This window comes from Nocardioides ferulae (assembly GCF_003660455.1).
Lineage (GTDB): Bacteria > Actinomycetota > Actinomycetes > Propionibacteriales > Nocardioidaceae > Nocardioides > Nocardioides ferulae.
On sequence record NZ_QZVR01000004.1, the window covers coordinates 284,643 to 297,713 of the forward strand.

The window sequence follows — 13,071 nt, forward strand, 5'->3', positions numbered from 1 at the left end:
GCGGCGGCGCCCTCCGCAGCGGTGGGCGCGAGCGCAACCATAGCAGTTCCTATGCTCACCGGAAGGGGTGCTGCCCGGTGTTCCTGGTCACCCTCCCGGGGGGATGGGGTGGGCCGTCAGGACCGGCCCGCGTCTTCGCCGGTCGTGAGCGGGACCACGCCCCCCTGGCCGGGGTCGAACGCCACCGGGCGCTTCTCTCCGACGTAGCGCCGCTGCACCCAGGTGGCGAGTGCGGTCAGCAGCAGGTTGACCGTCACGTACATCGCGGTGATCACCAGAGCGGCCGCGACGTGGTTGCGGAACTCGCCGGTGATCTTGTCGAAGACGTAGGTCAGGCCGGGCGCCACGATGATCGTGCCCAGGCTGGTGTCCTTCAGCGCCACCACGCACTGGCTGATCAGCGCCGGCAGCATCGTCTTGACCGCCTGGGGCAGCTGGATCTGCGCCATCACCTGGCTCTTGCGCATGCCCAGGGCGTACGCCGCCTCGACCTGCCCGCGGGGAACCGCGTTGATACCGGCACGGAAGACCTCGGCCAGCACGGCGCCGTTGTAGAGCAGCAGCGCGATCACGACGCACCAGAACCGGCTGAGCGGGCCGTCGCCGTAGGAGAAGGCGCTGGCCAGGAAGATCATCAAGATGATGACCGGCACGGCGCGGAAGAACTCGACGACCAGCCAGCTCGGCCACCGCAGCCACCGGTGCTCCGACAGCTTGCCGACGCCGAACGCCAGCCCGAACGCCACCGCGAGCACGATCGCGGCCGCCGCCATCTGCAGGGTGTCCAGCAGCCCGGTCAGCAGCACCTCGACGTAGGCGGGGGTCACGAAGACCTCCCAGTAGCGCTCGTAGTCGAGCTGGCCACGGTCGTGCATCCGCCAGACGAAGAGCGCGACCAACCCGGCCAGGCCGAGATAGGTGAGCAGGGCGTAGAGTCGGTGCCGGGCGACGGTCTTGGGCCCCGGGGCGTCGAAGAGCACGCTGCCAGCCATCTCACGCCACCTTCCAGCGACGCTCGAGCGCGTAGGAGGAGAGCGTCACGAGCTCGACCAGCACGACGTAGCCGATCGCGATCATCAAGAAGATCTCCGGTCGCTGGTCGGCGTGGTTGTTCAGCGAGGTGCGCATGTAATAGGCGGCCTCGGCCATCCCGAAGGCCGCCGCGACCGAGGTGTTCTTCAACAGTGCGACCTGGACGCTGGTCAGCGGCGGGATCACGGCACGTCCCGCCTGGGGGAGCACGACTAGCCGCATGCTCTGGCCGAAGGTCAGCCCGATGGATCGCGCGGCCTCCGCCTGACCGAGCGGCACCGCGTTGATGCCGGAACGGAAAGCCTCGCACACGAACGCGGAGGTGTAGAGCGTGAGTGCCAGGCTGGCGCGGGTGAAGAACGCCGAGGGGTTCCAGTCGCCGATGCGGACCTCCTCGACGAAGAGGAACGTCACCCCGAGTCGGGGCATCGCGAACATCATGAACACGAAGATCATCAGCAGCGGTGTGTTGCGGAACATGATCACGTAGAGCGCCGCCGCGCGCCGCATGATCGAGACCGGGCCGACCCGCAGTGCGGCGAGGAACAGCCCCAGCACCAGGGACGCCGCCCCGGAGACCACGAACAGCAGCAGGGTCAGGCCGAACGCCTTGAGGTACTCGTCGAAGTCAGAGAACACCGCTTCCACGCGGCGTACCTCCTTGCTGCTGAGGACCGGCGGGCGACCCGGTGCGGGACGCCCGCCGGTCGGCGGTCAACGGTGGTTCGGCCTCGGCTCAGTCCTGACTCAGCCCTGGCAGGGGTCGAGCTCCGGGGTCTCCGGGGTCTCGACGTCGGAGAGGCCCAGAGTCGCCTCGAAGGCCTCCTCCCAGGAGCCGTCCTCGAAGGCCTCAGTGAGCTGCTCGTTGATCCATTCGCACATCTCGGGCGCGTCGGGGGAGTAGCCCACGCCGTAGCGCTCGGTGGAGAACGGGTCGCCCACGACCTTCAGCTCGTCGGGGTTCTCCGCGGCGTAGCCGAGCAGGATCGCGCCGTCGGTGGTCATCGCGTCGACCGTGCCGTCGAGCACCTGGTCGACGCACTCGGAGTAGGTGTCGAAGCCGCGGGGCTTGGCGCCCTCGGCCTTGACGTTGTCGAGCGAGGTCGAGCCGGTGACCGAGCAGACCTCCATGCCCTTGATGTCCTCGACACCCTCGATCTCGTCGTTGTCGGCGTGCACGAGCAGCTGCTGCCCGGTCTCGTAGTAGGGGCCGGCCTGGCCCACGACCGCGCGCCGCTCGTCGGTGATCGAGTACGACGCGATCACCAGGTCGACCTCGCCGGACTCCAGGAACGGCTCGCGGTTGTCGGAGATCGTCTCGGTCCAGGTGATGTCGTCGGGGGCGATGCCGAGGTCGGCGGCGAGGATCTTGCCGATCTCGGGGTCGAAGCCCTGCGGGATGTCGTCGGTGGCGCCCTTGAAGCCGATGCCGGGCTGGTCGAACTTGACCCCGATGTTGATCGAGCCGGCCTCGGCCAGCTCGCGCATCCGGGTGCCCTCGTCGAACTCGTCGGCGGCGTTCTCCTCGACCTCGACCTCGGGGGTGTCGGCGGCCTCCCCGTCGTCGCCGGCGTCGCCGCAGGCGGCCATCGTGAGCGCGAGTGCCGCGGTGGCGAGTGCGGCCTTGGTCCTGATCAGTCGCATCGTTCTCTCCTTCTCCCGAGCCGGAGTTCCGACCCTGTCGTCTCGGGCACCCGACGGCCGCCGGGCGCCGGGGATCTCAGTGCTTGAGGATCTTGCCGAGGAAGTCCTGCGCTCGCTCCGAGCGCGGGTTGGTGAAGAACTCCTCGGGGGTGTTCTCCTCGACGATCGCGCCGTCGGACATGAACACCACCCGGTCGGCGGCGGTGCGCGCGAAGCCCATCTCGTGGGTGACCACCACCATGGTCATGCCCTGGCGGGCCAGGTCGACCATGACGTCGAGGACCTCCTTGATCATCTCCGGGTCGAGCGCGGAGGTCGGCTCGTCGAAGAGCATGACCTTGGGGTCCATCGCCAGCGCCCGGGCGATCGCGACCCGCTGCTGCTGGCCGCCGGAGAGCTGCGCTGGGTACTTCTGCGCCTGGTGCTCGATGCCGACCCGCGCGAGCAGCTCCATCGCCCGCTGCTCGGCGGCCGCCTTGTCCTGCTTGCGCACCTTGACCGGGCCGAGCATGACGTTCTCGAGGATCGTCTTGTGGGCGAAGAGGTTGAAGCTCTGGAAGACCATGCCGACCTCGGCCCGCAGCGCCGCCAGCGCCTTGCCCTCCTGGGGGAGCGGCTCGCCGTCGAGGCTGATCGTGCCCTTGTCGATGGTCTCCAACCGGTTGATCGCCCGGCACAGCGTCGACTTGCCCGACCCCGACGGGCCGATCACCACGACCACCTCGCCGCGGTGGATGGTCAGGTCGATGTCGCGGAGCACGTGCAGCTCGCCGAACCACTTGTCGACGTGGTCCAGCACCACCAGGGCCTCGCCCTGGACGGTCGAACGAGGCTCCGCCCCCTGCGCAGTCATGCGGGGCAACCTAGTCCCAGATAGTCCGTTCGGGCTATCCCGAGCCCCCGGTGGTGCGGATCCGTGGCCCGATCGTGACCCTGACTGCGATTCCGGCGGACGCCGCGCCGCGCCGTACCCTGGACCGGTCATGACTGCTCAGCCCGAGGCCCCCGCCGCGCCCACGAACTCCGCGCGCCCCACGCACCCGCGCACCTACGAGGTGCGCACCTACGGGTGCCAGATGAACGTGCACGACTCCGAGCGGCTCACCGGCCTGCTCGAGGACGCGGGCTACGTCGCCGCGCCCGCCGGCGACCAGGCCGGCCCCCCTGACGTCGTCGTGTTCAACACCTGCGCGGTGCGCGAGAACGCCGACAACAAGCTCTACGGCAACCTCGGCCACCTCGCCCCCGCGAAGGCGAAGAACCCCCAGATGCAGATCGCGGTCGGCGGCTGCCTGGCGCAGAAGGACCGCGACACGATCGTGAAGAAGGCCCCCTGGGTCGACGTCGTGTTCGGCACCCACAACATCGGCTCGCTGCCGGTGCTGCTCGAGCGGGCCCGGGTGCAGCAGGAGGCGCAGGTCGAGATCCTCGAGTCGCTCGACGTCTTCCCCTCCACGCTGCCCACCAAGCGCGAGTCGGCGTACGCCGCGTGGGTCTCGATCTCGGTCGGGTGCAACAACACCTGCACGTTCTGCATCGTCCCGGCGCTGCGCGGCAAGGAGAAGGACCGCCGCCCCGGCGACATCCTCGCCGAGGTGCGCGCGCTGGTCGCCGAGGGCGTCACCGAGGTGACCCTGCTCGGCCAGAACGTCAACGCCTACGGCGTCGAGTTCGGCGACCGCCAGGCGTTCTCCAAGCTGCTGCGCGCCTGCGGCGAGATCGAGGGCCTGGAGCGGGTCCGGTTCACCTCGCCCCACCCCGCGGAGTTCACCGACGACGTGATCGAGGCGATGGCGCAGACCCCCAACGTGATGCCGTCGCTGCACATGCCCCTGCAGTCCGGCTCCGATGCGGTGCTGCGCGCGATGCGCCGCTCCTACCGGTCCTCGAAGTTCCTCGGCATCATCGACCGGGTGCGTGCCGCGATCCCCGACGCGGCGATCACGACCGACATCATCGTCGGCTTCCCGGGTGAGACCGAGGAGGACTTCCAGGCCACCCTCGACGTGGTCCGGGCCGCCCGGTTCTCCGGCGCCTTCACCTTCCAGTACTCCAAGCGCCCCGGCACCCCGGCCGCGGTGCTCGACGACCAGGTGCCGCCGGAGGTGGTGGGTCACCGCTACGAGCGCCTCGCCGCGCTGGTCAACGAGATCGCCTGGGAGGAGAACAAGCGCCAGGTCGGCCGCCGTCTCGAGCTGATGGTCGCCGAGGGCGAGGGCCGCAAGGACGCCGCCACCCACCGGCTCTCGGGCCGGGCGCCCGACAACCGGCTCGTGCACTTCTCGCCCGAGCTCGCGCCGGGGATCGAGCCTGCCGAGATCCGGCCGGGCGACATGGTCACCGTCGAGGTCACCTACGCCGCCCCGCACCACCTGGTCGCCGACGGGCCGGTCCTGGCCGTGCGGCGTACCCGCTCCGGTGACGCGTGGGAGGCCCGCCAGGGTCGCGCGCCCGAGCCGGCCGGCGTCTCGCTCGGCATGCCCGCACTCGGCGTCCCCGCGCCACTGCCACCCGCTCCCGCCTGCGGCTGACGGCGGCGCAGGCTTGATGTGTCACTTGCTGCCGGATGCTGGCAGCAAGTTCCACAGTTGAGCCCCGGCGCCGGTCGTCCACAGGTTGCGGGGACTGGGCTCGTCCCGCCCGGCGACGCTCGCGCAGCCTGACCGCGTGACCAACGACGAGTGGCGCCGGCTCGCTGCCATCCAGGACGGCGTGATCGCACGCGCGCAGCTGCTCGAGAGCGGTCTCGCCGAGCACGGCGTACGCCGTCTCGTGCGGCGCCGCGAGCTCACGGTGCTCCACCCGGGCGTCTACGTCGTGCACACCGGCCAGCCGACCTGGTCGCAGCGCGCCTGGGCAGCGGTGCTGCATGCGGCGCCGGCCGCCCTCGCCGGCTGGTCGGCGCTGCGGGCGGCCGAGGGACCCGGCCGGCCCGGGCCGGAGCGGACGATCGTGGTCGCGGTGGCCCATGGCCGGAAGGTCCGGCCGCCGCCCGGCGTGCGGGTGGTGCGCCAGGCGGGGTTGTCCGCGCGAGTCCTGTGGAACGCCTCCCCGCCGCGGCTGCGCTACGAGGAGGCGGTGCTCGACGTCGTCGCGGAATGTCACCCTGACCTCTACGGGGTGGGTGTGTTGGCGCGGGCCGTGCAGGAGCGCCGGACCACCCCCGAACGGCTGCTCGCCACGCTTGCCGATCGCGCGCGCATCGCGCGGAGGGGCTGGCTGGTCGCGGTGCTGGCGGACCTGCGCGACGGTACGACGTCGGTGCTCGAGCACGGCTACCTGACGCTGGTGGAGCGCCCCCACGGGCTCCCGCGCGCACGCCGCCAGGCGGTCGAGGTCGACGGGCGCGGGCGGGTGGTCTACCGCGACGCCGACTACGGCGTGCTGCTGGTCGAGCTGGACGGCGCGCTGTTCCACTCCGGAGCGGCGGCGCGCGATGCCGACCTCGAACGTGACCTGGACGCCGCCCTCACCGGCCGCGACACGGTCCGGCTCGGCTGGGGGCAGGTCTTCGACCGATCCTGTCAGACCGCAGCGAAGGTGGGAGACCTGCTGCAGGCACGGGGCTGGAGGGGAGCCGTCCGCCCGTGTGGGCCCCGATGCGCCGTGGCGGCCGTGGGAGTCGCGGTCTGATGTGTCATTCGCTGCCGGATGCTGGCAGCAAATGACACATCAGGCGCGGATCAGGAGCCGCGGGTCTGGAACGGCTTGTCGTCCGACCGCGGGTCGCTGGCCGCGTAGCCCGCCTTCGGGTCGAGCCCGACCGGGTTCTCCTCGGGACCCCCGGTCGACTGCTCCGGCGGCGCCCCCTCACGGGCCGGCGGGGCGGGCGAGGTGTCGTTGAAGCCGTCGGTGGAAGTCTGGCCGGGTCCGCTGTGGCCGACCCGCTCGCTGCTCACCCCCATGCCACCCGAGGCGCCCTGCGGCCCGGCGGAGCCCGGAGTGGACTCGCGGAAGTCCTCCAGGTCGCGGGGCAGGTCGGTGTCGGGCCGGGTGCTGCGGTCGGCAGCCGCGACCGGCGACGCCTGGTCGATCGCCGACTCCTCGGCGGTCGGCAGCCGGTCGGGGGTGGGGCGGTCGTCGGGGCCGGACGGTGTCGAGGTCATACCGGGGACTCCTTCTCGGGCTCGTCGGGCTCCTGGGCCTCGTCGCTGCGGCCTGCGGTCGCCTCGGTGCTGGTGTCCTCGCCCTCGCGCAGCGGGTCGGGCACCGAGTCGCCCTTGGTCTCGGGGTTCAGGTCGGGAGACAGGTCGGGGACCAGCGGCGCGTCGAAGGCCCCCTCGGTGACCGCGTCGGCGCCTCCCGGAGGCGGCTCGCCGGGGTCGATCCGTGGCGTGGGCATCGGCCCGAGATCGCCGCTGACGGTGGGTTGCCGCACGTGCCCGCCGGTCCGTTCTGTCATGGGTGTCCCTCCCTGGGTCCGCGCCCGGCCGGCCGGAGCTGTCAGTCGAAGCCGAACGTGATGTACCCCTCAGCCGTACCCGATCGCAGCGCCTCCAACACGGCCCGCTCGTGCGGCACCACCGGGCCCGGCAGACCGTCGAGCCCGTCGAGCGGCACCCACCGCAGCTCGGCGCACTTCTCCGGCTCCACGATCCGGGGCTCGCCCGACCAGGAGCGGGCGGCGAAGAAGAAGTCGACCCGCTCGTCGATCGGCTCGCCCCCGCGGGTGCGCTGCATCGTGGTCAGGAACTCAAGGGCGAGGTCGTCGACCGCGACCTCCTCGCGGGCCTCGCGCCGTGCCGCGTCGTACGCCGTCTCGCCGCGCTCGACGTGCCCGGCAGCGGCGGCGGCCCAGTGGCCGTCCATGAACCCGGTGTTCTGGCGCAGCTGGAGCAGCACCTCGGTGCCGGTGGCACCCTCGCGCAGCAGGAACACGTAGGCGGCGGGGACGACGACGAACCGCCCGTGCCCGGGGTCGGGCACGGGACGGTCGGCGCCGCTCACTCCTGGGCTTCCTCGTCAGCGTCCTCGGTGAGGTCGTGCGGTGTGGCCTCGGCCTCGCCCTGGCTGTCGTAGACCGTGCCGGTGTCCGTGGACTCGGTCTCGGCCTCGCTGGGGAGGTACTCCTCGGCGTCGGGCTCGGTGCTGGGCGGGACCTCCTCGGCGACGTTCTCCAGCGGCGTCTCGGGGGATACTCCGGTCATCTGCTGCTCCTTCCCGGGTGGCTCTCGGGGCGAGGGCCAACCCCGTGCTCCGCGTGGCGGCGCCGCGCGCTCGGTGCGTCAGGCGGACGGCTGGTCCGCCGACGTCTCAGCATTCTGCTCCTGCCGGGCCCGGGCCGCGTCGCCCTGGTGCTCGTCGGCGCCGGTGACCGGCGGCGGGTCGGGGGTGTCGTCGCGGGTCACCCGCTGCACCTGCGGTCCGGGGTCCTTGGCGCCGGGGATCGGGTCCATGACCTGCTCGGGGGTGTCGGTGCGCACGGGGGTGCGAGGCGCCGGCTGCGCGTCGGGCCCGCCGGGGCGGTCGGGGTCCTCGGGGCCCTGCCGGAACTCGTCAGGCGTTGCGGGCTGGTCGCTCATCGGTGCGGGCCTGCCTCTCGTGGTCGTCACTGTCGCCGACCACGTACCCACCGTTTGCGACACTAAGCCGGTGCCCGACCCGACCTGCCCCCCGCTGGTCGCGGTGGTGGGCGCGACCGCGGCCGGCAAGACCGGCATCTCCCTCGACCTCGCCGAGCGGCTCGGCGGCGAGATCGTCAACACCGACGCCATGCAGGTCTACCGCGGCATGGACATCGGCACCGCGAAGCTGCCTGAGGCCGAGCGGCGCGACATCCGGCACCACCTGCTCGACACGCTGAGCGTGCGTGATCCGGCCACCGTCGCGGAGTTCCAGGGCTGGGCCCGGGAGGTGATCGGCCGGCTGCGGGCGGCCGGCACCGTGCCGGTCCTGGTCGGCGGATCGGCCCTCTACACCCGCGCGATCCTGGACCACTTCGAGTTTCCCGGCACCGACGAGGCGGTACGCCGGCGGCTCGAGGAGGAGCTCGAGCGACACGGCTCGGCCGCCCTGCACGACCGGCTGCGCGAGGTCGACCCCGAGGCCGCCGACCGGATCCTGGTCGAGAACGGGCGCCGCGTCGTGCGTGCGCTCGAGGTCGTCGAGATCACCGGCCGCCCGTTCACCGCGTCGCTGCCGCGCCTGGAGTACGCCGACCCGGCGACCGTGCAGATCGGCGTCGACATCGACCGCCCCACCCTCGACGCGCGCATCGAGCAGCGGGTCGACGCGATGTTCGCCGCCGGACTCGTCGACGAGGTGGCCCGGCTGCTCGACGAGGGGCTGGCGGAGGGGCGCACCGCGTCGCGGGCGATCGGCTACCGCGAGGTCGCGGCGCACCTCGCGGGTGAGCTGAGCCTCGACGAGGCTCGCGAGCGCACGGTGGTGGCCACCCGCCGGTTCGCCCGGCGGCAGGACGCCTGGTTCCGCAAGGACCCCCGCATCCACTGGGTGCGCTGGGACGACGACGACCGGGTCGAGCGGGCGCTGTCGGCGATCGCGGCCGTGGCAGGCTCGGCGGCATGACCGAGTCGCCGATCGGGCCGCCCGCCGACCTCGCCGCGCTGCTGCCGCGACGTTCCGGCCCGGGTGGGATGGTGGTCGCGGTGCGCCGCGGCGGCGCCGTGCACACCTGGGGCCGGGGCGACCTGCCCGACGGGCCCTCGTCGCTGTTCGAGATCGGGTCGGTCACCAAGACCGTCACCGCGACCCTGCTCGCGCTGCTTGCCGCCGAGGGGGTGGTGGGGCTCGACGACCCCGTGGCCGCGCACCTGCCGGTCGCGCCCCCGGTGGTGGTCCGGCCGGTCACGTTGAGCGACCTGGCCAGCCACCACTCCGGGTTCCCGCGGCTGCCGGCGGGCTCCCTGTGGCGCGGCATGACCAGTGAGCGGCACGACCCCTACGCGTCCTTCGACGAGCAGCGGCTGCTGCGGGCGGTCGCCGAGACGAAGCCGGAGCGGCCGCCGGGCGAGAAGTTCGGCTACTCCAACTACGGCGCCGGACTGCTCGGCTTCGCCCTGGCACGCGCTGCCGGCACGTCGTACGCCGCGCTGGTCGCCGACCGCGTGACCGGCCCGCTCGGCCTGGCCGACACCGTGCTGGAGCCGTCGGCCGAGCAGGCGGCGCGGACGGCGCCGGGGCACGGCTGGCTCGGCCGCCCGGCGGGCGCGTGGGACCTCGCCGAGCTCGCCGGGGCCGGCGGGCTGCGCTCGACCGCCGCCGACCTGTTGCGCCTGCTCGCCCTGCACGGGCCGGACCCGGCCGGTCCACCCGACCTGGTGGCGGCAGCCGCCGAGACGGCTCGCCAGCGGCACCAGGTGGGCCGGATCGGTGTCGGTCTGGGCTGGATGATCGTGCCCGCCGGCGGCCCGGCGCGAACGCGGCTGGCCCACGACGCGCTGTTCCACGACGGCGGCACGGGTGGCTACCGCTCGTTCGCGGCGGTGGTGCCCGCGACGGGCGACGCCGTGGTGGTGCTGCGCAGTCGCGCCCGCGGCGTGACCGGCACCGGCCTGCGGCTGCTCCGGGCTCTGGCCGCCTGACGCCGACCCGTCACGGGTCATCCCCGGTGGTCGAGCTGGCAGAGACCCGGTGTATCGCGGAACGAGTGACGCCTCGGCACGGCGATCTGGGAATGGCTGTCGGTGGCCGGGTGCAGGGTGTGGCCCTGCGCATCCGACGGAGAGGACGACCGTGACCGGCAAGACGATCTACCACACCGCGACCACGCTCGACGGGTTCATCGCCGACCCGTCCGACAGCCTCGACTGGCTGTTCACCCAGCAGATGGACGACGACAACCCGCTGCTGAACTTCGACCGGTTCCTCCCCGGGGTCGGGGCGATGGTCACCGGCGCGACGTCCTACTGCTGGATCCGCGACCACCTGGCGAAGACCGGCGAGCCGTGGCCCTACACCGCCCCGCTCTGGGTGATGACCCACCGCACCGACCTCGAGCCGCTCGCCGACAACGTGACCTTCGTCAGCGGTGACGTGCGGCCGGTGCACGAGGCGATGGTGGCCGCGGCCGGTGACCGCGACCGCTGGGTGATCGGCGGCGGCGACCTGGCCGGCCAGTTCGCCGACGCGGGGCTGCTCGACGAGATCGTGGTGTCGATCGCCGCGACCACCCTCGGCGCCGGCCGGCCGCTGCTGCCGCGGCGGCTCACCCTCGAGCTGCTCGAGGCCGGGCGCAACGGCGACTTCTGCGTGGCGCGCTATGCCGTGAAGGGCCCGCTCAACGGCTGAGTGACCGGCGGGCACCTGCCGCGCCGCGAAACCGCCGCGCGGCCGGATCGGCGTACGCCGTAGTTTGGAGCCGTGACCGCGACGACCGACAGCCCCACTCCCGCCGACGACCGCGCCGGATGGGTGAGCGTCGACGACGTGGAGACGCTGGTGGGCCTGGTGGGCGAGCCGATCCCGCGGGTGCGCGACAAGACCCGGCCGGCGTTGACCGAGGTCGACCGCGACTGGCTGCGCGCCTCCCCGTTCTGCGTGCTGGCCACCACCTCCGCCGACGGACGCTGCGACGCCTCGCCGAAGGGCGACCCGGCCGGCCGGCTCGTGCACGTGATCGACGACCGCACCATCGCGATCGCGGAGCGGCCGGGCAACCGCCGCGTCGACGGCTACCGCAACATCGTCGAGAACCCGTTCGTCGGGCTGGTCTTCGTGATCCCCGGCCGCGGCGACACGCTGCGGGTCAACGGCCGGGCCCGGCTGGTCAGCGACGCCCCGTTCTTCGACGAGATGACCGTGAAGGGGCATCGCCCGATCCTCGCGGTCGTCGTCGACGTCGAGGAGGTGTTCTTCCACTGCTCGAAGGCGTTCCTGCGCTCGCAGCTGTGGAAGCCCGAGACCTGGCAGCCCGACGCGCTGGTGCCGCGCCGAGCCGTGTTGGCGCACCGTCACGAGCCGACCGGCATGACGCTGGAGCAGCTCGACGACTACTACGGTCCCGCCTACGAGGAGAAGCTCTATGGCTGAGCCGGCCGGTCCCTATCCGTTCCTGAAGGGGCACGGCACCGAGAACGACTTCGTGCTGCTGCCCGACCACGACGCCGCGGTGCACGGCGACCTCGACCCGGTCCGGGTGGCGGCGTTGTGCGACCGCCGCGCCGGCATCGGCGGCGACGGCGTGCTGCGCGTGGTCCGCACCGCGGCGTACGCCGACGCGCAGGCGTTCGTCGCGCCCGCCGAGGCGGAGTGGTTCATGGACTACCGCAACAGCGACGGGTCGCTGTCGGAGATGTGCGGCAACGGCATCCGCGTCTTCGCCCGGCATCTGGTCGAGGAGGGCCTGGTCGACGGCTCGGCCCCGATCCCGATCGGCACCCGCGCCGGTCTGAAGGTGGTGCGGGTCGAGGGCGAGCAGATCACCGCCGACATGGGCCCGGCCCGCCTGCTCGGCGACACCAGCGTCTGGGTCGGCGACCGGATGTGGCCGGCCGTCCACGTCGACATGGGCAACCCGCACGCGGTCGCGTTCGTCGGCGACCTCGCCGACGCGGGTGCTCTCACCGAGCCGCCCGGGCACGACGTCGACGTCTATCCGGCCGGGGTCAACGTCGAGTTCGTGGTGCGCCACCCCGACTCCGGCTCCCCCTCCGAGAAGGAGCAGGGGCACGTGTCGATGCGGGTGCACGAGCGGGGCTCCGGGGAGACCCGCTCCTGCGGCACCGGGGCCTGCGCGGTGGCGGTCGCCACCGGCCTGGCGGCAGGCGTGCGAGTCCGCGACGGCGACACCTGGATTTGTCGGGTCGACGTGCCCGGCGGCACCGTGCACGTCACCCTGCTCGGGGACGGCAACCCGGTGCTGCTCAGCGGCCCCGCGGTCATCGTCGCGCGGGGGACGACCGCCCTCTGAGCCGACCCCTGAGCCCGCCGCCGAGCAGCTGCGCGGCGCCGCGGACGAGTGCGGTGAGCAGCGCCAGCTCCAGGGGCCAGCTCATCGGCATCAGCAGGGTCTGCCCGACGGCCTCGCCCGGAGACGTGGCCCCCCACCTGGCGGCGGGTGCGTCCGGGCCCTGGGCCCAGCCGGTCACGGCGAGCAGCACCTGGACGCCGATCCCGCCGAGCGCCACGGAGCGGGAGAACCAGGTGGTCAGGCGTGGCCACAGCAGCAGCGTCGCCACCAGGAGGAGCAGTGCCCCCGTGACCGCCGCGGCGGTGGCCGCCCGGTAGTCCTCCCGGCTCGCGTAGGTTCCCGCGAGCTGGAAGCTGATCTCGAAGAACCAGATCGCCGGGGCGCTGGCAGCGGCCAGCAGGAGGGCGAACCCCAGCAACAGCTCGGTCACGACCTGGCGGCCGTCGCGCAGTGTGGACCCGTCGCGCAGTGTGGACATGACCCCACCTTGCCCCGCGACCGCCCGGCGCACCTGAGCACGCGTA

17 protein-coding genes are annotated in these 13,071 nt (G+C 72.7%); 7 read left to right on the forward strand and 10 right to left on the reverse strand.

Annotated features, from left to right (window positions below):
- Positions 1–116: 116 nt before the first annotated feature.
- The 4 genes from D6B71_RS07645 to D6B71_RS07660 all read right to left on the reverse strand — a co-directional run bounded on the left by D6B71_RS07645 (position 117) and on the right by D6B71_RS07660 (position 3,529).
- Positions 117–992 carry an amino acid ABC transporter permease gene (locus D6B71_RS07645; protein WP_121253626.1) on the reverse strand — a complete coding sequence of 292 codons (876 nt, stop codon included), beginning with the start codon at positions 990–992 and terminating at the stop codon, positions 117–119.
- Position 993: 1 nt separating this feature from the next.
- Complete coding sequence (locus tag D6B71_RS07650; protein ID WP_121253628.1) at positions 994–1,680, reverse strand: amino acid ABC transporter permease; 687 nt, start codon at positions 1,678–1,680, stop codon at positions 994–996.
- Between the two features lie 99 nt (positions 1,681–1,779).
- On the reverse strand, positions 1,780–2,676 hold the full coding sequence (locus D6B71_RS07655; protein WP_121253630.1) for a glutamate ABC transporter substrate-binding protein: 897 nt from the start codon (positions 2,674–2,676) through the stop codon (positions 1,780–1,782).
- Between the two features lie 76 nt (positions 2,677–2,752).
- On the reverse strand, positions 2,753–3,529 hold the full coding sequence (locus tag D6B71_RS07660; protein WP_121253632.1) for an amino acid ABC transporter ATP-binding protein: 777 nt from the start codon (positions 3,527–3,529) through the stop codon (positions 2,753–2,755).
- Between the two features lie 130 nt (positions 3,530–3,659).
- Here D6B71_RS07660 and miaB point away from each other — a divergent pair, with 130 nt between their 5' ends.
- Positions 3,660–5,207 carry a tRNA (N6-isopentenyl adenosine(37)-C2)-methylthiotransferase MiaB gene (miaB, locus tag D6B71_RS07665; protein ID WP_121253634.1) on the forward strand — a complete coding sequence of 516 codons (1,548 nt, stop codon included), beginning with the start codon at positions 3,660–3,662 and terminating at the stop codon, positions 5,205–5,207.
- 136 nt (positions 5,208–5,343) lie between these two features.
- Positions 5,344–6,309 (forward strand): hypothetical protein, encoded by a 966-nt coding sequence (locus D6B71_RS07670; protein WP_121253636.1) that lies wholly within the window; start codon positions 5,344–5,346, stop codon positions 6,307–6,309.
- Between the two features lie 50 nt (positions 6,310–6,359).
- Here D6B71_RS07670 and D6B71_RS07675 read toward each other — a convergent pair whose 3' ends face one another.
- The 5 genes from D6B71_RS07675 to D6B71_RS07695 form a co-directional block, all read right to left on the reverse strand.
- The gene (locus tag D6B71_RS07675; protein ID WP_121253638.1) at positions 6,360–6,782 is read right to left on the reverse strand and encodes a hypothetical protein; all 423 of its coding nucleotides are present in this window, start codon (positions 6,780–6,782) and stop codon (positions 6,360–6,362) included.
- Positions 6,779–7,078: a hypothetical protein gene (locus tag D6B71_RS07680; RefSeq protein ID WP_126688202.1), complete on the reverse strand. Its 300-nt coding sequence runs from the start codon at positions 7,076–7,078 to the stop codon at positions 6,779–6,781. The genes D6B71_RS07675 and D6B71_RS07680 overlap by 4 nt, the downstream gene beginning before the upstream one ends.
- Positions 7,079–7,119: 41 nt before the next feature.
- Complete coding sequence (locus D6B71_RS07685; RefSeq protein WP_240641206.1) at positions 7,120–7,623, reverse strand: NUDIX domain-containing protein; 504 nt, start codon at positions 7,621–7,623, stop codon at positions 7,120–7,122.
- Positions 7,620–7,823 (reverse strand): hypothetical protein, encoded by a 204-nt coding sequence (locus D6B71_RS07690; protein ID WP_121253642.1) that lies wholly within the window; start codon positions 7,821–7,823, stop codon positions 7,620–7,622. Before D6B71_RS07690 ends, D6B71_RS07685 begins: the two co-directional genes overlap by 4 nt.
- Positions 7,824–7,901: 78 nt before the next feature.
- Positions 7,902–8,198, reverse strand: a complete 297-nt coding sequence (locus D6B71_RS07695; RefSeq protein ID WP_121253644.1) for a hypothetical protein — start codon at positions 8,196–8,198, stop codon at positions 7,902–7,904.
- 70 nt (positions 8,199–8,268) lie between these two features.
- On the opposite strand from D6B71_RS07695, the gene miaA reads away from it, so the two are divergent.
- The 5 genes from miaA to dapF all read left to right on the forward strand — a co-directional run bounded on the left by miaA (position 8,269) and on the right by dapF (position 12,547).
- The gene (gene miaA / locus D6B71_RS07700; protein WP_121253646.1) at positions 8,269–9,204 is read left to right on the forward strand and encodes a tRNA (adenosine(37)-N6)-dimethylallyltransferase MiaA; all 936 of its coding nucleotides are present in this window, start codon (positions 8,269–8,271) and stop codon (positions 9,202–9,204) included.
- On the forward strand, positions 9,201–10,220 hold the full coding sequence (locus tag D6B71_RS07705) for a serine hydrolase domain-containing protein (RefSeq protein ID WP_121253648.1): 1,020 nt from the start codon (positions 9,201–9,203) through the stop codon (positions 10,218–10,220). The genes miaA and D6B71_RS07705 overlap by 4 nt, the downstream gene beginning before the upstream one ends.
- Before the next feature lie 151 nt (positions 10,221–10,371).
- Positions 10,372–10,926, forward strand: a complete 555-nt coding sequence (locus D6B71_RS07710) for a dihydrofolate reductase family protein (RefSeq protein ID WP_121253650.1) — start codon at positions 10,372–10,374, stop codon at positions 10,924–10,926.
- 72 nt (positions 10,927–10,998) lie between these two features.
- On the forward strand, positions 10,999–11,667 hold the full coding sequence (locus D6B71_RS07715; RefSeq protein ID WP_338036786.1) for an MSMEG_1061 family FMN-dependent PPOX-type flavoprotein: 669 nt from the start codon (positions 10,999–11,001) through the stop codon (positions 11,665–11,667).
- Positions 11,660–12,547 (forward strand): diaminopimelate epimerase, encoded by an 888-nt coding sequence (gene dapF, locus D6B71_RS07720; protein ID WP_121253652.1) that lies wholly within the window; start codon positions 11,660–11,662, stop codon positions 12,545–12,547. Before D6B71_RS07715 ends, dapF begins: the two co-directional genes overlap by 8 nt.
- On the opposite strand, the gene D6B71_RS07725 is transcribed toward dapF, so the two are convergent.
- Positions 12,516–13,025, reverse strand: a complete 510-nt coding sequence (locus D6B71_RS07725) for a hypothetical protein (RefSeq protein ID WP_121253654.1) — start codon at positions 13,023–13,025, stop codon at positions 12,516–12,518. The genes dapF and D6B71_RS07725 overlap by 32 nt on opposite strands.
- Between the last annotated feature and the right edge of the window lie 46 nt (positions 13,026–13,071).

Bases quoted from the DNA above. Each gene is read 5' to 3' on its own strand.
- D6B71_RS07645 (WP_121253626.1), bottom strand. From the start codon at position 992: ATGGCTGGCAGCGTGCTCTTCGACGCCCCGGGGCCCAAGACCGTCGCC.
- D6B71_RS07655 (WP_121253630.1), bottom strand. From the start codon at position 2,676: ATGCGACTGATCAGGACCAAGGCCGCACTCGCCACCGCGGCACTCGCG.
- D6B71_RS07660 (WP_121253632.1), bottom strand. From the start codon at position 3,529: ATGACTGCGCAGGGGGCGGAGCCTCGTTCGACCGTCCAGGGCGAGGCC.
- miaB (WP_121253634.1), top strand. From the start codon at position 3,660: ATGACTGCTCAGCCCGAGGCCCCCGCCGCGCCCACGAACTCCGCGCGC.
- D6B71_RS07675 (WP_121253638.1), bottom strand. From the start codon at position 6,782: ATGACCTCGACACCGTCCGGCCCCGACGACCGCCCCACCCCCGACCGG.
- D6B71_RS07680 (WP_126688202.1), bottom strand. From the start codon at position 7,078: ATGACAGAACGGACCGGCGGGCACGTGCGGCAACCCACCGTCAGCGGC.
- D6B71_RS07690 (WP_121253642.1), bottom strand. From the start codon at position 7,823: ATGACCGGAGTATCCCCCGAGACGCCGCTGGAGAACGTCGCCGAGGAG.
- D6B71_RS07695 (WP_121253644.1), bottom strand. From the start codon at position 8,198: ATGAGCGACCAGCCCGCAACGCCTGACGAGTTCCGGCAGGGCCCCGAG.
- D6B71_RS07705 (WP_121253648.1), top strand. From the start codon at position 9,201: ATGACCGAGTCGCCGATCGGGCCGCCCGCCGACCTCGCCGCGCTGCTG.
- dapF (WP_121253652.1), top strand. From the start codon at position 11,660: ATGGCTGAGCCGGCCGGTCCCTATCCGTTCCTGAAGGGGCACGGCACC.
- D6B71_RS07725 (WP_121253654.1), bottom strand. From the start codon at position 13,025: ATGTCCACACTGCGCGACGGGTCCACACTGCGCGACGGCCGCCAGGTC.